Annotated in this window: 15 protein-coding genes; 11 read left to right on the top strand and 4 right to left on the bottom strand. The window is 71.1% G+C overall.

All coding sequences use genetic code 11. The annotated features are described in order from the left end of the window. Positions 1-71 precede the first annotated feature (71 nt). The 7 genes from xylB to adh all read left to right on the top strand — a co-directional run bounded on the left by xylB (position 72) and on the right by adh (position 9,861). The gene (gene xylB, locus ACFYW9_RS08145) at positions 72-1,517 is read left to right on the top strand and encodes a xylulokinase (protein WP_389146299.1); all 1,446 of its coding nucleotides are present in this window, start codon (positions 72-74) and stop codon (positions 1,515-1,517) included. A 172-nt stretch (positions 1,518-1,689) separates the two neighbouring features. Next, positions 1,690-2,898, top strand: coding sequence for an ROK family protein (locus ACFYW9_RS08140; RefSeq protein WP_389146296.1), 1,209 nt, complete (start codon positions 1,690-1,692; stop codon positions 2,896-2,898). A 350-nt stretch (positions 2,899-3,248) separates the two neighbouring features. Then, on the top strand, positions 3,249-4,733 hold the full coding sequence (locus ACFYW9_RS08135; RefSeq protein WP_389146293.1) for an APC family permease: 1,485 nt from the start codon (positions 3,249-3,251) through the stop codon (positions 4,731-4,733). Beyond that, the gene (locus tag ACFYW9_RS08130) at positions 4,730-5,743 is read left to right on the top strand and encodes an acetamidase/formamidase family protein (RefSeq protein ID WP_351862642.1); all 1,014 of its coding nucleotides are present in this window, start codon (positions 4,730-4,732) and stop codon (positions 5,741-5,743) included. The genes ACFYW9_RS08135 and ACFYW9_RS08130 overlap by 4 nt, the downstream gene beginning before the upstream one ends. Before the next feature lie 127 nt (positions 5,744-5,870). Then, positions 5,871-6,470, top strand: coding sequence for an N-acetylmuramoyl-L-alanine amidase (locus ACFYW9_RS08125; protein ID WP_389146288.1), 600 nt, complete (start codon positions 5,871-5,873; stop codon positions 6,468-6,470). Positions 6,471-6,569: 99 nt separating this feature from the next. Then, positions 6,570-7,907, top strand: a complete 1,338-nt coding sequence (locus ACFYW9_RS08120; RefSeq protein WP_389146285.1) for a GAF domain-containing protein — start codon at positions 6,570-6,572, stop codon at positions 7,905-7,907. Positions 7,908-8,337: 430 nt separating this feature from the next. Next, entirely contained in the window at positions 8,338-9,861 is a 1,524-nt protein-coding gene (gene adh, locus ACFYW9_RS08115) for an aldehyde dehydrogenase (protein ID WP_351862639.1), read from the top strand. A gap of 36 nt (positions 9,862-9,897) precedes the next feature. Here the strand turns inward: adh and ACFYW9_RS08110 are convergent, their stop codons facing one another. Further along, positions 9,898-10,578: a DJ-1/PfpI family protein gene (locus ACFYW9_RS08110; RefSeq protein WP_389146280.1), complete on the bottom strand. Its 681-nt coding sequence runs from the start codon at positions 10,576-10,578 to the stop codon at positions 9,898-9,900. Between the two features lie 91 nt (positions 10,579-10,669). Between ACFYW9_RS08110 and ACFYW9_RS08105 the strand changes: the two genes are divergently transcribed. Then, positions 10,670-12,007, top strand: a complete 1,338-nt coding sequence (locus tag ACFYW9_RS08105) for a PLP-dependent aminotransferase family protein (RefSeq protein WP_389146277.1) — start codon at positions 10,670-10,672, stop codon at positions 12,005-12,007. Positions 12,008-12,143: 136 nt separating this feature from the next. Beyond that, positions 12,144-13,364, top strand: a complete 1,221-nt coding sequence (locus ACFYW9_RS08100; protein WP_389146275.1) for a metallophosphoesterase — start codon at positions 12,144-12,146, stop codon at positions 13,362-13,364. Between the two features lie 20 nt (positions 13,365-13,384). On the opposite strand, the gene ACFYW9_RS08095 is transcribed toward ACFYW9_RS08100, so the two are convergent. Both ACFYW9_RS08095 and ACFYW9_RS08090 read right to left on the bottom strand, forming a co-directional pair. After that, positions 13,385-14,098 carry a TetR/AcrR family transcriptional regulator gene (locus tag ACFYW9_RS08095; RefSeq protein WP_389146734.1) on the bottom strand — a complete coding sequence of 238 codons (714 nt, stop codon included), beginning with the start codon at positions 14,096-14,098 and terminating at the stop codon, positions 13,385-13,387. Positions 14,099-14,237: 139 nt separating this feature from the next. After that, on the bottom strand, positions 14,238-14,936 hold the full coding sequence (locus ACFYW9_RS08090) for a hypothetical protein (RefSeq protein WP_389146273.1): 699 nt from the start codon (positions 14,934-14,936) through the stop codon (positions 14,238-14,240). Between the two features lie 382 nt (positions 14,937-15,318). Between ACFYW9_RS08090 and ACFYW9_RS08085 the strand changes: the two genes are divergently transcribed. Both ACFYW9_RS08085 and ACFYW9_RS08080 read left to right on the top strand, forming a co-directional pair. Next, on the top strand, positions 15,319-16,314 hold the full coding sequence (locus ACFYW9_RS08085; protein ID WP_389146270.1) for a GNAT family N-acetyltransferase: 996 nt from the start codon (positions 15,319-15,321) through the stop codon (positions 16,312-16,314). A gap of 120 nt (positions 16,315-16,434) precedes the next feature. Beyond that, positions 16,435-17,517 (top strand): GNAT family N-acetyltransferase, encoded by a 1,083-nt coding sequence (locus ACFYW9_RS08080; RefSeq protein WP_389146267.1) that lies wholly within the window; start codon positions 16,435-16,437, stop codon positions 17,515-17,517. A gap of 16 nt (positions 17,518-17,533) precedes the next feature. Here ACFYW9_RS08080 and ACFYW9_RS08075 read toward each other — a convergent pair whose 3' ends face one another. Continuing rightward, entirely contained in the window at positions 17,534-18,253 is a 720-nt protein-coding gene (locus tag ACFYW9_RS08075) for an alkaline phosphatase family protein (protein ID WP_389146264.1), read from the bottom strand. Positions 18,254-18,649: the final 396 nt, after the last annotated feature.

Here is an 18,649-nt window from a genome sequence, read left to right as displayed (position 1 = left end):
ACACCCCTGTGACCAGCAGAGATCCCATGACCAGCACAGATCCCGCGGAGCCGCGGAAGAGGGAGAGTCCGATGTCAGCAGCCGAGGGTCCGCTCGTCATCGGGGTGGACTCGTCCACCCAGTCCACCAAGGTCCTGGTCGTCGACGCGTCGACCGGACAGGTGGTGGCGAGCGGCCAGGCGCCGCACACCGTCTCCACCGGGGCGGGCCGCGAGAGCGACCCCCGCCAGTGGTGGGACGCGCTCTGCGAAGCGCTGCGCCAGTGCGGTGACGCCGCCCGTGAAGCGGCGGCCGTGTCGATCGGCGGGCAGCAGCACGGGCTCGTGACGCTCGACGCCCGGGGCGAGCCCGTACGCCCCGCCCTGCTGTGGAACGACGTGCGCTCGGCGCCCCAAGCCCGTCGGCTGGTCGAAGACCTCGGCGGCCCGAAATCCTGGGCCGAGCGGACCGGCAGCGTGCCGGCCGCGTCCTTCACGGCCACGAAGTGGGCCTGGCTGGCCGAGCACGAGCCCGACGCCGTCCGGGCGACGGCAGCGGTGCGGCTGCCCCACGACTACCTCACCGAACGGCTCACCGGACAGGCCACGACCGACCGCGGGGACGCCTCGGGCACCGGGTGGTGGGCCTCCGGGAACGAGGCGTACGACGAGGAGGTCCTCGCCCACATCGGGCTCGACCCCGCCCTGCTCCCCCGCGTCGTCCGGCCGGGCGAGGTGGCCGGGACAGTGCACGCCCTTGGAGAACTGCCGTTCTCCAAGGGCACCCTGGTCGCGGCCGGAACCGGGGACAACGCGGCCGCCGCACTCGGCCTCGGGCTGCGCCCCGGCACCCCGGTGGTCAGCCTCGGTACTTCGGGGACCGTGTACGCCGTCTCGACACACCGCCCGGCCGACCCGACCGGCACGGTGGCCGGGTTCGCGGACGCGCGCGGCGACTGGCTCCCGCTGGCCTGCACGCTGAACTGCACGCTGGCCGTCGACCGGTTCGCCGCGCTGCTCGGCCTCGACCGCGAGGCCGTCGAGCCCGGCTCCTCGGTGACGTTTCTCCCGTTCCTGGACGGCGAGCGCACACCGAACCTGCCGCACTCCTCGGGGCTGCTGCACGGGCTCAGGCACGACACGACGGGTGGGCAGCTGCTCCAAGCCGCGTACGACGGCGCCGTGCACTCCCTGCTGGGCGCCCTCGACCTGGTACTGGACGCGGACGCCGACCGTTCGGCGCCCTTGCTCCTGATCGGCGGAGGGGCGCGGGGCAAGGCCTGGCAGCAGACCGTACGCCGGCTCTCGGGTCGGCCCGTGCAGGTGCCCGAGGCCAGGGAACTGGTCGCACTCGGCGCCGCCGCGCAGGCGGCCGGTCTGCTGACGGGCGAGGACCCGGCGGCGGTGGCCCGGCGCTGGGACACCGCCCGGGGGCCGGTGCTCGCCGCCGTGGAACGGGACGAGAAGACGCTGGCGCGGATCACCGGGGTACTCTCCGACGCGGCCCCACTGCTCGAACGGGAGCCGAACAGGAACTGACCAGGACCAGGCGCGCCGCCCCGGCGTGACCGGCTCTCGCGAGTGGCGTCCCCTCGCGCGTGAGCGGTACCGGCCCGGGGCGGCCCGGTGGCCCCGCCCGACGCGGGACCACCCGGTGGGAACCCGCACCGAGACAGGCCGACGGGACGGCCGGACGAGGATCGACGGAAGCATGACCGCACCGCTGCACGAGCCCCATCCGACCGGTTCCGGCCGACGACTGCCCGACACCCAGCAGGGCATGCGCCGCCGCAACCTCTCGCGCGTCATGCACACCGTCAGCGACGAGGGACCGCTGTCGCGTGCCGCCGTCGCCTCCCACATCGGTCTGACCCGGGCTGCCATATCCACTCTGGTGGACGAACTGATCCGCACAGGGCTCCTCGAAGAACTGGGGCCCGAGCGGCCGGGCAGAGTGGGACGTCCGGGCTCGGCGCTCGCCGTCAGCGGGCACGGTCCCGCCGGGATCGGCGCAGAGGTGGGCGTCGACCATCTCGCGGTGTGCGCGGTCGATCTCCGGGGCGCCGTGCGGGCCCGTGCCGTACGGCACGGCACGAACCGCGGAAGGCCTGCCGGGCCGGTGATCCAGGAACTGACGGCGCTGGTACGGCAGGTCGTCACCGAGGCCGACCGGGAAGGGCTGTGGCCCGCCGGCCTCGCCGTCGCCGTCCCCGGGCTCGTCGCCCGTGACGCCCGGACGGTGGTCCAAGCCCCGAACCTCGGGTGGCACGACACGGACCTCGGTGAGCTGCTGCCCGCCGAGTGGCCCTTGACCGTGGACAACGAAGCGAACTTCGGCGGCCTCGCGGAACTCTGGCTCGGCGACACGGCCCCGCGTGACTTCCTGCACGTGTCCGCCGAGATCGGCATCGGTGCCGCGGTGCTCGTGGACGGGCAGCTCCTGCGCGGGACCCGTGGTTTCGCGGGCGAGTTGGGGCACGTTCCGGTGCGTCCGGAGGGACCGGAGTGCCCGTGCGGCGGCCGCGGCTGCCTCGAACAGTACGCGGGCGAGGAGGCCGTTCTGCGTGCCGCCGGTCTCGAACCCGGCGAGGACCGGGTCGGGCTGCTGTCCCGGCGTGCGGCCGACGGCGATCCGGACGTGCGCCGTGCCCTGCGCGACGCCGGCACCGCGCTCGGCATCGCTCTGACCGGGGCGGTCAACCTGCTGGACCCGGAGACGGTCGTGCTGGGCGGGGCCCTGGCCGGGCTCGCGCCCTGGCTGCTTCCTTCGCTGGAGGACGAGTTGACGCGGCGTACGGCGGGTCCCGCCTGCCCCGTGTCCGTATCCCGTCTGGGATCCGAGGGGCCGCTGCTCGGTGCGGCGCACTCGGTGGTGCGCGCGGTGCTCGACGACCCGGCGGCGGTGGCGGGCCGGTCGTAGGCGGAACACCGGCCGGTCGCGGTCGGGACCCCGGCCGGTCGCGGTCGGGACCCCGGCCGGTCGCGGTCGGGACCCCGGCCGGTCGTCGGAGAACCCCTACCAGTCGCAAGCGGCACGTCGGCCGACCGTGCACGGGACGCCGGAGAGGCGTTGTCCGGAACGGCCGGATGGACACGGAACACCGGCCGGGGCCGTTCCCCCTTGCGGGTGATCGTGTTGTCCACAATCCGCGGGCCGTCCACGGACTCGCGCCCGCCTCTTCCTGCCCAACCGGCAAGCGCCGTACCGTAATTCACGCGAGGCGCAGCCGTCCTGCCGGGGGCTGTGTTCCGGTCGGATCGGGGGGTCAGATGTCGGAGGAGGCAGTTCCGGGTCTGCGGCGTGAGGCGATCGGCCTGCGCGAGGTCCTGTTCCAGAGCGTCACGGCGATGGCGCCGGCCGCGGCCGTCGCCGCGTCCATCCCGTCGGGAGCCGCGTTCGCGGGCGGCAGTCTGCCGCTGTCCGTGCTGATCGCCCTGGTGGCCTGTCTGTTCACCGCGTCGTGCGTGGCCGAACTGGCGCGGGAGATGCCCGCCGCGGGGTCGGTGGCCACCTACACCGCGCAGGGGCTGCACCCGTCCGCGGGATTCCTCGTGGGCTGGGGCTATGTGTTCGTCGAGGCCCTGGTGCCGCCGTTGCTCCTTCTCCAGCTCGGGTTCACCACCGCGGGCACACTGCACCAGGAATGGTCCTCGTACCCGGGCGACCTCTGGTGGCCCTGGTCGCTCGCGGGCGCGGCGGTCATCGCGCTCGCGGGCTACTGGGGCGTGCGCGCCTCGGCCCGCTTCGGTACCGTCCTCGGCGTCTTCGAGGTGCTGGTCTTCCTCGTCTTCGCGGTGTGGCTGATCGCCAAGGCCGGCGGTGACAACACGCTGTCGGTGTTCGGCACGTCCCACACCGCCACGGGCTACGACGGAATCAGCGGCGTGTTCGCGGGATCGGTGTACACCGTGCTGGCCTTCGCCGGGTTCGAGGCGGCGGCCCCGCTCGCGGAGGAGACCAAGGACCCGCGCCGCACGATGCACCGGGCCGTCCTCGGCGCGGCGCTCGCCATAGGTCTCGTCTACGTCCTGACGACGTACGCCATGTCGGTGTACTTCGGTCCCGACCGGCTCGCGGGATTCGGGGCCTCCGGTGCCGCCTCCTGGGAAGGAGTCGCCCGCGCCTCGTTCGGGCTGTTCTGGGTGCTCGTGTTCCTCGCTGTGGTCAACTCGACGATCGCCAACGCCAACGCGTGTGCCACCGTCTCCACGCGAACGGCCTTCGCCTTGGCTCGGATCCGGGTCTTTCCCGCGCTCTTCGCGCGCGTGCACCCCAGACACCGCTCCCCCGCGGCCGGGGTGGCCGTACAGACCGCCGTGACCGTGGCGGCGATGCTGGGTCTCGGCCTCGCGTACGACCCCGTGACCGCGTTCCTGCTCCTCGCGACCGTGATCGTCACCGTGGTGATCGGCGTGTACATCGTGGTCGATCTCGCCTGTGCGGGCTACTTCCTGCGCCGCAGACGCGAGTTGCTCAAGCCGGTGCGGCACCTGGTGTTCCCGCTGCTCGGCATCATCGCCTTCGTTCCCGCCCTGCTGACGGCCGCGGGTCTGCCGGTCTTCGACTTCGTGACCGAGCTGACCCCGCCCGTGTCGTACGCCGGACCGGTCGTGGGTGTCTGGATGTCGGCCGGTGTCGTGATATTGATCTTCCTGCTGCGCCGCCACCCCGGGCGCATAGCCGAGACCGCCCGTGTCCACCTCGACGAGACCTCGACCCCCGCCCCTTCGCAGAGCGGAGTTGTGCAGTCATGAGCGACCCCCGGATCCTGACCGTGCGCCCCACGCCGGACGAGTTCGCCTGGACGTTCGGCGGGGCACCTCCCGTGGCACGCATCGCACCGGGCACGGTCCTCGATCTCTACACCGAGGACTGCTTCGCGGGACGGGTGCGTTCCGAGAAGGACTTGGTCTCCGAGGTGTGCGAGTTCCCGTTCCTGAATCCGCAGACGGGTCCCTTCCATGTCGAGGGAGCGGAGCCCGGTGACACGGTCGCGGTCCACTTCGTCTCGATCGAGCCGGCCCGTGACTGGGCGGCGTCGACGACGGTCCCGCTCTTCGGCGCCCTGACCTCCACGCACACCACCGCGTCCCTCCAGCCACCGCTGCCGGAGACCGTGTGGATCTGGCAGCTCGACCGGGAGCGGCGGACCGCGCTGTTCAGCGCGCGGGACAGCGACATCCAGGTCGAACTGCCGATGGATCCGATGCACGGCACCGTGGGCGTGGCGCCCGCGAACCTGGAGGTGCGCTCCGCCCTGGTGCCCGACGCGCACGGGGGAAACATGGACACGCCGGAGATGCGGGCCGGAGTGACCTGCTACCTCGGGGTGAACGTCGAAGGCGCCCTGCTCAGCCTGGGCGACGGGCACGCGCGCCAGGGGGAGGGCGAGACCTGTGGAGTCGCGGTCGAATGCGCGATGAACACGGTGGTGATCGTCGAGCTCCTCAAGGGAATCGCCACCCCCTGGCCGCGGATCGAGTCCGACACCCACATCGTCTCGACCGGCTCGGCACGCCCGCTGGAGGACGCCTTCCGGATATCCCAGCTCGACCTCGTGCAGTGGCTGGTGCGCGACTACGGGTTCAGCGAGCTGGACGCGTACCAGTTCGCGACACAGACGGTCGAGTCTCCCCTCGCGAACGTCTGCGACACCAACTACACGTGCGTCGCCAAGCTCCGCAAGGAATGGCTGCCCGCGCGTGAGACCCATCGCGGACTGCACGCCCGGCTGCGGGAGACAGCCGCGGCACTCCGGCACTGATCGCGCGGTCCACGCGGTCCGGAACCTGAACCGGCACTCCGCCGCGTCCGGTATCCGCGCCGACCCGCCCGACTCCGGGCCGCGGATTCACGGCCCCGACCCCCCACCGACGAAAGGCCAACTCTCCATGGAACGAGCACGGCCGTTCCCGAGCCGGCGGCGGCTGCTCAAGGGCGCGGCCCTCGCGGCCCTCCCCTACGCGTTGCTACCCGATGCCAAGGCGGCCGCGCAGCCGGCGGCCGTCGACTATCCGGGCGCCGACTGGAATCCGGCGACCAGCTCCAACTACACGGAGTCGGACCGCCCCTACAGCTACGAACTCGACTATGTGGTCATCCACGTCACCCAGGCCACGTATGCCACGACCCTGTCCATCTTCCAGAATCCGCAGAAGAAGGTGTCCGCGCACTATCTCGTACGCTCGGCCGACGGCCATGTCACCCAGTGCGTGAGAGAGCGCGACGTCGCCTGGCACGCGGGCAACTGGGACTACAACACCAGAAGCATCGGTATCGAGCACGAGGGCTGGGTGGACCGGCCCGCCTACTTCACCAACGCGCTCTACGAGGAGTCGGCCAGACTCACCGCCACGATCTGCGACCAGTACGGGATCCCCAAGGACCGCGCCCACATCCTCGGTCACTACGAGGTGCCGGGCACCGATCACACCGATCCCGGGCCGAACTGGGACTGGACGCGCTACATCAGGCTCGTCAACTTCGCCTGACCAGGGGCGGCCTCGCGGTGATCCGGACGGACGAGCCGCGAAGCACCGGGTGGAAGGGGAGCGTCACACGGGTTGTCCAGGCCCGCACCGGGAGTGACGATGGGACCCAGTCGCATCGCCTTCCGGGAGGCCGAGTTGACCGATCCTTGGGTGGCCCTGGAACCGGGCGCCGATCCCGCCGAGCGGGTTCGGCTGATGCGCCGCGCGTACGAGTCGTTCACCGAGGCCGGCACGGTGCCGCGGCCGGTGCGTGCCGTGGTCGCCGAGTCGTGGCGGCGTTCGGCGCGGGCGGGCGTCGTTCCGGAGGGCACCGCGAGGGTGGAGCTCACGGACGGGGAACTCGGTTCCTACCGGGCGGAGCATCCGCTCGCGCGGGTGATGCCGCTGTTCCGGGAGCTCATGGGGACGTTCGCGGCGGACGGGGAGCACCTGCTGGCCGTATGCGACGCGCAGGGCAGGCTCCTGTGGGTCGAGGGCCACCCCGGAACACGACGGCAGGCCGGACGGATGAACTTCGTGCCGGGCGCGCGGTGGTCGGAGTCGGCGGTCGGAACGAACGCGCCGGGCACGGCGGTCGCCGTCGACCGGCCGGTGCAGGTGTTCGCGGCCGAGCATTTCTTCCGGCGGGTGCAACCCTGGACCTGCGCGGCGGCCCCTGTCCACGATCCCCGCACCGGACGGGTGCTCGGCGCGGTGGACATCACCGGCGGGGACGGGCTCGCGCATCCGCACAGCCTCGGCTTCGTACAGGCGGTGGCGCGAGCCGCCGAGGCCCATCTGGCGCTGCTCGCACCGCCGCAGGCCCTGGCCGACTCCCTCGAACTGACCGCGCTGGGACGCGACGAGGCTCAACTGGTGTCGGACGGGCGGAAGATCAGGCTCAGCCGCAGGCACAGCGAGATCCTGGTGCTGCTGGCCCGGCACCCGGAAGGCATGACGGGCGACGAGTTGCAGTGCGCGCTCTACGAGGACGAGTCGGTGACGCCGGTGACTCTGCGGGCCGAGCTGGCGCGGCTGCGCAGAATCCTCGGTCCCGGGCTGCTGGGCTCACGTCCCTACCGGCTCACCCGGCCGGTCGAGTCCGATGTGGCGGTGGTGGAACGGCGGCTCGGCAGCGGCTCGGTGACGGCGGCCGCGGCGGTGTACGCCGGACCACTGCTGCCGGGCTCGACGGCACCGGCGGTGATCCGGTTGCGGCGACGGCTCACCGACGGGCTGCGCACGGCGATCATCGCCCGGCGGGACCCCGACCTGCTGGCCGACTGGGCCCGTGCGCCCTGGGGCGAGGACGATCTCGACGTCTGGCGGGCGCTGTCCGCGCTGCGCCCGGCAGCGGCCGTACACGCGCGGGTGGCGGAACTGGAGTCCGAGCAGGCCGCACCGGCCGGATGGGCACACGCCGCGCGCGGCGGCCGGACGCGACCGCAACCGCGCTGACGGAGCGGGACGGGCCACTCGCGGGGCGGAGCGGCATGCCTGGGCCCAAGTCCGAGACCGGGTCCAGGGCCGAAGCCAGGGCGCCGGAGCCGGGCTTGAGTTCGGGCTCTGTCCCAGGTCCGGCCTGACTCCAAGTCCCGGGTCCGAGTCGGGGGCGGCTCAGTGCCGGGCCTGATTCCAAGTCCCGGGTCCGAGTCGGGGGGCAGCTCGGTGCCGGGCCTGGTGCCAAGTCCCGGGTCCGGGTCCGGGTCCGGGTCCGGTCGCAGATCCCGGGACCGGGCCCCGGCCCCGGTCCTGGCCCCGGTTCTGGTTCTGACCCCGGCCCCGGCCCCGGTCCCGGCCCGCGCAACGTCCTTGCAACGTCCGGGTTTCTAGCCTCGGGGCGAGAGCTGCCCAACGGCGGGCAGCGCTTCTCCGGGAGGCAACCAGCATGACCCGTTACGCGGCACCCGGCACCGAGGGCGCGATCGTCTCCTACCAGGCGCGGTACGACCACTTCATCGGCGGGGAGTACGTGGCGCCGGCTCGCGGACAGTACTTCGAGAACCCGAGCCCGTTGAACGGGCAGCCGTTCACCGAGGTCGCGCGAGGCACGGCCGAGGACGTGGAACGCGCACTGGACGCGGCCCACGCGGCGGCGCCCGCGTGGGGGCGCACCTCCGTGACCGCGCGCGCCGACATCCTGCTCAAGATCGCCGACCGGATGGAGGCGAACCTGGAGAAGCTGGCGGTCGCGGAGACCTGGGAGAACGGCAAGCCGGTCCGCGAGACACTGGCGGCGGACATCCCGCTCGCCATCGACCACTTCCGCTACTTCGCGGGGGCGATCCGCGCTCAGGAGGGTTCGCTCGGCGAGGTCGACGACGACACCGTCGCGTATCACTTCCACGAGCCGCTCGGCGTGGTCGCGCAGATCATCCCGTGGAACTTCCCCATTCTGATGGCGGTGTGGAAGCTCGCTCCGGCACTCGCGGCCGGCAACGCGGTCGTCATCAAGCCGGCCGAGCAGACACCGGCGTCCATCCACTACTGGATGAGCCTGATCGCGGACCTGATCCCGCCGGGTGTGGTGAACATCGTCAACGGCTTCGGCGTGGAGGCGGGCAAGCCCCTGGCCTCCAGCCCGCGGGTGGCGAAGGTCGCGTTCACGGGTGAGACCACCACGGGGCGGCTGATCATGCAGTACGCCTCGGAGAACATCAAGCCGGTCACGCTGGAGCTGGGCGGCAAGTCACCGAACATCTTCTTCGACGACGTGTGGGCGCAGGACGACGACTTCCGCGACAAGGCGCTCGAAGGCTTCACGATGTTCGCGCTCAACCAGGGCGAGGTCTGCACCTGCCCCTCGCGCGCCCTCGTCCAGCGAGGCCACTACCGCGAGTTCATGGAGGCGGCGGTCGCCCGCACCGAGCTCATCAAGCCCGGCAACCCGCTCGACACGGACACGATGATCGGCGCCCAGGCGTCCAACGACCAGTTGGAGAAGATCCTCTCCTACCTGGACATCGGCCGCCAGGAGGGCGCCAAGGTGCTCACCGGCGGTGAACGCATCGAGCACGACGGCGAGTTGAAGGGCGGTTACTACGTCCAGCCGACGATCTTCGAGGGCGACAACCGGATGCGGATCTTCCAGGAGGAGATCTTCGGCCCGGTCGTCTCGGTGACGTCGTTCGACGACTTCGACGACGCCATCAAGATCGCGAACGACACGCTGTACGGGCTCGGCGCCGGCGTGTGGACGCGGGACATCAACACCGCCTACCGGGCGGGCCGTTCCATCCAGGCCGGCCGCGTCTGGACGAACTGCTACCACGCGTACCCGGCACATGCCGCGTTCGGTGGCTACAAGCAGTCCGGCATCGGCCGCGAGAACCACAAGATGATGCTGGAGCACTACCAGCAGACGAAGAATCTGCTGGTGAGCTACTCGCCGAAGAAGCTGGGCTTCTTCTAGGCACGGAGGAAGGGCGCCTGACAGGTGCTTCACCTGTCAGGCGCCCGCTCCGGGGCGAGGGTTGACACGGCCACCAGGAACCTCGACGAAGGCCGGGGCGACGACTGCCGGTGCGGGCAGGTAGGGGGTGATGTTGCGCCAGGCGCGCTCGACGTACTCCTCCTTCTCGCCGACCGGGGCGACGTAGCGCAGCGCGCTTTCGGCGGCGTCGTGGCCGTCGAGGCGGGCGATGATCCAGGCGGCGAGGTAGTGCGAGGCCAGGCAGCCGCCGGCGGTGGCGATGTTGCCCTTGGCGTAGAAGGGCTGGTCGAGGACCTCGACGCCGGCGGCGACGACCCAGGGCTTGGTGATCAGGTCGGTGCACGCGGGGACGTCGCCCAGCAGGCCGAGCTTGGCCAGCACGAGCGCGCCGGAGCACTGGGCCGCGATGAGCTGGCGCGAGGGGTCCAGGCGGCGCAGGATGTCCATGATCGCCGGGTCTTCGACGACCTCGCGGGTGGCGATACCGCTCCCGACGATGACGGCGTCAGCCGCGCACGCCTCCTCAAGGGTGGACATCCGCTCGATGACCACCCCGTTCATCGATGTCACCCTGGGGCTGGGGGTGGCGATGGTGACGCGCCGGCCGTCGGTCTTGACGCGGTTGAGCACACCGAGCGCGATCAGGGAGTCGAGTTCGTTGTAGCCCTCGAAGGTGAGGATGGCGATGTGCGGCACGGCGGCTGTCCTTCCGGGTCGGCGGGTGGTCCTGACGGTAAGGACCCGCGAACAGGACAGTCAAAGAATTGTCATGCATACAATTCGGTGCATGGCAGCCCCGCGGTACAAAGCGCTGGTCGACGCGCTCGCATCCGACATCCGGACCGGGCGGCTCGCCGCGGGAGTGCGGCTGCCGACGCACCGTGGGCTCGCCGCCCGTGAGGGCATCGCCGTGGTGACCGCGACCCGGGTGTACGCCGAGCTGGAGACGATGGGCCTGGTCAGCCGGGAACAAGGCCGCGGCACGTTCGTGCGTGACATCGCGGTTCCCGCCGGTCACGGCATCGATCAGCAGGTCGTCGCCACGGACGCGGTCGACCTCAACTTCAACTACCCGTCGCTGCCCGGGCAGGCCGATCTCCTCCGGCAGGCCCTGCGGGAGGTGGCCACCTCTGGTGATCTCGACACGCTGCTGCACTACCAACCGCATCGAGGGCGCCCCCAGGACAGAGCCTCGATCGCACGGCACCTGAGGCGTCGAGGCATCACCACGGACGCGGATCGGATCCTCATCACCAACGGCGCGCAGCACGGCCTGGCCGTCACCGTCATGGCCACGCTCAACGCCGGCGACGTCGTCGCGGTCGACGCACTCACCTACCCGGGCTTCAAGGTGCTCGCGCATGCCTTCCATCTCGACCTGGCGCCCATCCCCGCGACCCCGGGCGGGCCGGATCTTGACGCCCTGGAGAAGCTGTGCGCGACCCGCCCGGTGCGCGCGATCTACACCATGCCCACCCTGCACAACCCGCTGGGCTGGGTCATGCCGGCAACCGACAGAACCCGCTTGGCCGAGATCGCCCGACAGCACGGTGCGCTCATCATCGAAGACGCCTCCTACGCCTACCTGGTCGAGGACCCGCCACCGCCTCTGGCGACAACCGCGCCGGACATCACCGTCTACGTCTCGGGCCTGTCCAAGAGCGTCGCCACCGGCCTCCGGGTCGGCTTCGTCGCCGCCCCGCCGTCCGCGGTGCCCTCGCTCGAACGCGCGATCAGGGCGACCACCTGGAACACCCCCGCCCTCACCACCGCCATCGCCTGCCGCTGGCTCGACGACGGCACGGTGGACCGCCTGGAAGCGCAGAAACGGGACGACGCCAAGGCCCGCCAGGCAATCGCCGGACAGGAGTTGGCAGGCCTGCCACTCGTCAGCCACCCCTCGTCCTACTTCACCTGGCTGCCGCTGCCCGACGACGCACGCGCCGACCGCCTGACCGCCGCCCTCGCACGTCGGCACATCTCGGTGGCCACAGCCGAGCCGTTCAGCACCTCGACGCACACGCCCCAGGCGATCCGCCTCGCTCTGGGCTCGACCGATCCGGACAGTCTCCGGTCGACCCTGCGGACAGTTCGCCGCGTCGCTGTCGAGGACGCCCACGCGTGACGTCGCAGGACGCCCTGCCCGGCTGTGATCACCTGGGGCCGCGCTCATGAACGCCCGTCCGGTGAACGCCCGTCCGGGCAGTCCGAGGACGACCGGATACAGTGCGCGAGACGCAGCCTGGTCAAGGAGGGGAAGCGTGACCGACACCAGCAACACCCGACCCGCCGACAGCGAAGCGCGAGCGCCGCGGCCGAGCCGACTGCACCGCCTGATGCGCTACATCCCCCTGATCGCCCCCGTCCTGCTCTGGACCGTGCCCTGCTGGGTGCTCCTGTACACCGGCCAGCACTGGTCGCTGCCCGTCGCCCTGGTCGGCACCGCCCTGTTCGCCCTCGGCCTCGTCGGGATGCCGCTCGCGATGACGCGCGGCCACGGCCGGCGTCAGCAGGACCGGGCGGCGATCGTCGGTGACACCCTGCTGGGGGCCAGCTGGGTTCTGTTCACCTGGTCCGTCCTGCTCGGCGTCCTCTTGCGGCTCGCCCTGACCCTGGCCGGCGTCGGCGAGAGCCAGGACCGGGCCCGAATCGTCACGTGGGCCGTCCTCGGCGTAACCGCCGTCCTGCTCGTCTGGGGGTACGCCGAGGCCCGCCGCGTGCCGCGCGTGCGCCGACTCGACGTTCGACTCCCGCGGCTGGGTGCCGGGTTGGACGGCCTCCGTGTCGCCCTGATCACCGACACCCACTACGGCCCGCTCGACCGCGCCCGCTGGTCGGCACGGGTGTGCGAGACGGTGAACACCCTGGAAGCCGACCTGGTCTGCCACACCGGCGACATCGCGGACGGCACGGCCGAACGCCGCCGCGCCCAGGCCGCCCCGCTCGGTACGGTGCGGGCCACCCGGGCCCGTGTCTACGTCACCGGCAACCACGAGTACTACAGCGAGGCCCAGGGCTGGGTCGACCTGATGGACGAGCTGGGCTGGGAGCCGCTGCGCAACCGCCATCTGCTGCTCGAACGCGGAGGCGACACCCTCGTGGTCGCCGGCGTGGACGACGTCACCGCCGAGTCCTCCGGCCTGGCGGGCCACCGGGCCCACCTCGCCGGAGCCCTGGACGGCGCCGACCCCGACCTGCCCGTCCTGCTCCTGGCGCACCAGCCCAAGTTCGTCGGCCGGGCGGCAGCCGAAGGCATCGACCTCCAGCTCTCCGGCCACACCCACGGCGGCCAGATCTGGCCCTTCCACCACCTGGTCCGCATCGACCAGCCCTCCGTCGCCGGTCTCAGCCACCACGGCGCCCGGACCCTCCTCTACACCAGCCGCGGCACCGGCTTCTGGGGCCCGCCGTTCCGCGTCTTCGCCCCCAGCGAGATCACCCTGCTCGTGCTTCGCTCCCCGCATCCGCCCACCTCGCCGTAGTACCGGGCGGGACGGCACCCCTACTCCGGGAGGATGAAGCGGTCGAGCAGCGCGTCGAGGCCTGCCGCCAGGCCCTCCGGTCCACCCCGGTCGGCGAGCGAGGGCGCGATCTGCCGGAGGGTCGGCAACTCCCGCGGCGACAGGTGGTGCAGACCGAGCCGGAAGGCGGGATCGGATTCGTCCGGGTTGTCGACCATGGGTTGCAGCTCGACGGACACATAACCGAGCAGCCAGGCGGAGTAGGCACGGAAGACGGCCGCCGTGCGGGTCGGGTCGAACCCCGCCGCCCGCAGCAGGGCGAGCACCCGCTCGTGCTCCCGCAGCACGGCGCCCGGCCGTCGGGCCAGCGGAACCGCCAGCATGCGCGTGGCGAGCAGGGGAACCGCCTGGGGGTGGGCGAGACACACCTCGTAGGTCGCCCGTGCTGCCCGGTGCAGTCGGGCACGCCAGTCCGGCTCCTCGGCCGCGGCCTCCGGCACGGCCCCCAGCTTCTCCTCCAACTCGAGGTACAGCGCCTCCACCAGCCCGTCGAGGAGTGCGTCCTTGCCGGCCGCGTACCGGTAGAGCGCCATGGCCTCAACGCCGAGTTCGGATCCGAGCCGCCGCATACTGAGCGCCGACAGGCCCTCCTGGTCCACCAGTTCCAGCGCGGTGGCGAGCACCCGTTCGCGGCTCAGCCGGCCGTAGTGTCCACGGTCGCTGGCGCGGCGCGCCGGCCGTTCCCCCTCGTTCATCGCCTCGTCCTCCACGCCGGTGACCCTCGCATACGTAGCGAACTCGACCATAAGCCATCGGCTCCGGGCGGATACGCGAGGCGGACCCGCGACGGGAGGCGAGGACCGCGCCCCACCTGAACGAAAGGGTCAACAGCGCCTATTCATGCGGCGTTTCCCGGATCACGGCGAAGAACGCCCGGTCCGTGGGGAGGCCGTCGGCGTCGAAGGCGCGGTGCCGGCCGAGGTGTTCGACCCGCCCGCCGCTGCAGTTCTTCCGCAGGTACTCCGTGAGCCAGACATCAGGCGTCGGCACCATGCGCGGCAGTCCGAACGACTCGGGCATCTCGTCCTCGCCGCTGTCGAAGAACATCACCTTGCCGGTCCGGGCCCAGAGCCCTCGCAGCAGGTCGGTGGCGGTGTCGAAACCCAGCTCCCGCACCAGGTGATGCCAGAGGGACAGCAGGAGGGTGCAGTCGGTCGCCGGCAGAAGAGCGAGCGTGTCGGGGCGGAACTCGAGGCTCATCACCGCCACGTTGTCCAGCTGGTTCCGCCGCACGGCCGTCGTCGCCGTCCGGACACATTTCGGATCCGACTCCAGGGCGACGGAGGCTACTCCGCGCCGGGCGAGCATGATCGGGAAGTAGCCGACGTTCGCGCCCACGTCCAGCGCGCTCCCGACTCCGAGCCGCTCGACAACCGGTTCCATCGCCGCCCATCGCGACCCGGTACCGACGGACCGCTTGGCCCTGCGCACGCGTACGCCCGGGACCGGCTGGTAGACGCCGTCGGGCAGCGCGTCGAGTTTGAGGCGGAGCAGATCGATACCGTCGTCGAGTTTACGACGAGCGTCGCGCATCAAACGAGTCGAGGGGAATCGCTGATGGACGCGCACCATGCGCGTGGAGGTCTGAGTTCCGGCCAACTGGTCCACGGATACCTCTGTCGACTGGCGATATTCGGGCACTCGCATTGCCCCATCGAGCGCATTGCCACATCGAGTCAATAATACCTTTTGCCCTACTGATCCACAATTTGGCTCCTCGGAGTCGACAGTCCCCGAACATCCCCGGGATGCGGCCTGGTCAGCAGCAGAGCACCCTTGACGGGGGAAGGTTCAGAACGCCTACGTCCGCGACGCGTGAGGAACTGACGCCATGCGCTTTTCGGGCTCTCGAACCTCGTCGAGCCGGGATTTCCTCGACGTGACGACTCCGGCGCCCCGGGACAATTGGCAGCGCTTGGTCGACAACAGCGACAAAGCACTGATCACCCAGACCCCGGGCTGGCTGGACTGCATTTGCGCGACGGATTCCTATGACGACGCCAGCCGCTTTTACGAATGCGGAAATTCCGGTGGGATCGTCGTGCCGCTGGCCCGCCGACGCGGCTGGCCCGGCCGTCTGATCGCCCAGGACGCCTGGCCCTCCGAGTGGGGCATCGGAGCTCCTGTCACCGCCGAGGCGCCCGACCCGCGGCACGTACGCGCCGTCTTCGAGGATCTGGCCCGGCTTCCCTCGAATCGCGTGTCCGTGCGGTTCGGGCCGGACACGGACCCCGTGTGGCTGTCGTCGGTGCCGCCCCGCTTCACCACCTCGCGCCACACGACGTACGTCCTGGACCTCGACGGCGGCTTCGACGATGTCTGGGGGCGCTTCAAAGGACCGGTCAGAACCGCCGTACGCAAGGGCGAGAAGGCAGGGGTCGACGTGGAGGTCGACCGCACCGGGCGCCTGGTGCCGGTCTTCTACGCGCTCTACCAGCACTCGGTCGCCCGTTGGGCGCAGCAGGCTAACGAGCCGCCGGCGCTCGCTCACTGGCGCAGGCATCGGATCGACCCGCTGCGCAAGTTCCAGAACGTCGCGGAGACGTTCGCGGATTCCTGCGCCGTGTGGCTGGCCTCGTACCAGGGCCAGCCCGTGGCGGCCATCATGGTGCTCCGCCACGGGCCTCACGCCAAGTACTGGCGGAGTGGCATGGTGAAAGAACTGGCTCATCCGATTCGCGCCACCACGCTGCTGCACAAGCTCGCCATCGAGGACGCCTGTGCGACCGGTTGCCGCTTCTACCACTTCGGCGACTCCGTCCCCGACTCCTCCGTCAGCGTTTTCAAGGAACGGCTCGGCGCTCACGGCCACCCGTCGTTCGGCTGTCGCAGGGAGGTGCTTCCCCTGACAGCGGGCGATCAGCTGCTGCGGAGCGCGGTGAAGCGCCTCATCGGTTTCAAGGACGAGTGACACCCGGTCCCACCGAGATGCCCGGCCCGGATGCCCCGCCTAGCATCGATGGTGGGCACGTGGGTCCTCGGTCCGCGAGCGTCGTCCTCGCGGGGCCCTTGCGCCGGGCGGGAGAGGCCCGTGAACGCACCTGCTGAGCTCCTGATCGACCCTCCGGCCGGTCTCGCGCACGTCACCACACCGGCTCCACGTGCCGTCTGGTGGGAGCTGGCGGGCAAGGATCCGGACACCAACCCCAGTCAGACCCCGCTCTGGCTGGACTGCCTGTGCGCCACAGGACCGTACCGGGACGCGAGCCGCCTCTACGAGTTCGAGCGAGGCCGGAGGCTCGTACTCCCCCTGGTCGCCAGAAGGCACCGCCCGCGGATCCTGGGCACCGAGGAGTCCTGGCCCGCCCAATGGGGCATAGGAGGGCCGGTGTGCCCGGAAAGCGTGAGTCCGGCGGAGGCACGCGCGGTCTTCGCCGACCTCGCGCGGCTGCGCGCGCTCCGGGTCGGCGTGCGGCTGCGGCCGGCGGACCAGGCCGTATGGGCGAGCGCCGCGACCGGCTTCGGCCTCGATCCCCACATGACGCAGATGGTGAACCTCGACGGCGGCTTCGGCACCGTCTGGGAGCAGCGCTTCGGGCGTCGTGTGCGACGGGAGATCCGCCGGGCCGAGCGCTCGGACGTCGACGTCGAGGTGGACCGTAGCGGCCGGCTCGTTCCCGCCTTCTACCACCTGTACCGGAAATCGATCGCGCGCTGGGCCGAACAGCAGCACGAGCCGCTGGCGTTGGCCCGCTGGCGCAGAACGCGGGAGTTCCCCCTGGGCCGGCTGGAAGAGGTGGCCGCCCGGCTCGGTGACGGGTGCGCGATCTGGATGGCCTGGCGCGCCGGTGAGCCCGCCGGGGCGTGCGTCGTCCTGCGTCACGGCGGTCACGCCAAGATGTGGCGCAGCGCCATGGACCGGGAACTGGCCCATCCGGTGCGCGCCGTCCCCCTGCTCTACCGGCTGGCGATCGAGGACGCGTGCGAGGCGGCCTGCCGGACGTTCGACATGGGTGAGTCCGCCCCGGGGTCCTCCCTCGCCGAGTTCAAGGCGGGGTTCGGAGCGGAGAGCTTCCCCTCCCCGCGCCTCCTCCGGGAACGGCTTCCCGTCTCGGCGGCCGATCGCCGGCTGCGCGCGGCCGTCAAACGCCTGATCCGCTTTCAGGACCCCTGAGGTCTCCTCCCCGTGGTCACCCCACGTCGACGGGTTCCACGTCGTCGCTGTGGTGGAGGGGTTTGAGGCCGTACGCGTCCAGCATCATGCGCAGCAGTCCGAACTGATTGTTCGGCTGGGCGTGGTCGCCCGGCCGGACATGCTCACCCACCAGGACGGTGGGGACATGGTTGGGTCCCTTCGAATCGTCCTCGTCCCAGGTGACGACCAGCAGGCTGTTGTGGGTCATCGCCCAGTCCGCGTAGCCGCCGAGATTGTCCCGCAGCCAGGTGTCCGCCCGCCGTACATCGCCGTCGTGCATGTTGTGTTCGAGGTCCGGGACGACGAACGAGACCGTCGGCAGATCCGTGAAGTCGCGAGGGAAGTCGGTCCACGGGCGGTTGACCGACGCGGGAAGGTTGGTGAAGTTCACCCACGGGTTGTGCCGGCGCACGTAGGCGCCGGCGGCGCAGCCGGTGAACCCGACGCGCGGCATGCTCTGTGCGTAGCCGACGAAGGTCATGCCGGACTGGAGGAGTTGAGTGCCGAGATTCCGCGACGTGAGCCTGTGCGGGCAGGAGTCGTCGTCGACCCCCAGGAAGGAGCCCGCGAAGAGCGCCAGGTAATTGGGCTGACCGGGGTGGGTGAGGGCGTAGAACTCGGTGAGCGAGGCGCCCTGCCGGGCCAGTTGGTTGAGGTACGGGGCCTCCGGGTTTCCGATGACGGCGTCGTACGACTGGTCCGCCTCGATCACCACGACGATGTGGTCCGGCCGGGGAAGCCCGGTTCGAGCCGGTGAACCGTCACAGCCCGTTGTCGTCAGGAGCGTCGCCATCACGGCCGCCCACGCGAGGAGCCGTCTCGCCGGACGGCGTCCCGGCCCCGGTCGTACGCCTCTCACTTGTGGCTTCTCCGCTCTCTGTCCGGGGACCGTTTCGACGCGCGCCGCGCGTGACCGCCGCGAACCGCCACTTGCAGCAATCGGAATTACCGTCACAATCGGTATTGATACCTCTTTCCGGTCGGCATCCAGCGCTGATGTGGACCGACCGGCGGGAGTCGACGGCCGTGTCGCCCACGGCCGTCGTGCCGGGGCAGGAGACCGACAGGCCGGATCCGGAAGGTGCCACATGCGTCGAGTCAACGCCCCTGC

Source organism: Streptomyces sp. NPDC002698 (genome assembly GCF_042888945.1).
In the GTDB taxonomy this organism is placed as follows: Bacteria; Actinomycetota; Actinomycetes; order Streptomycetales; family Streptomycetaceae; genus Streptomyces.
The sequence above is the reverse complement of the archived record's forward strand: the minus strand, read 5'-3'. Positions and strand labels throughout refer to the sequence as shown.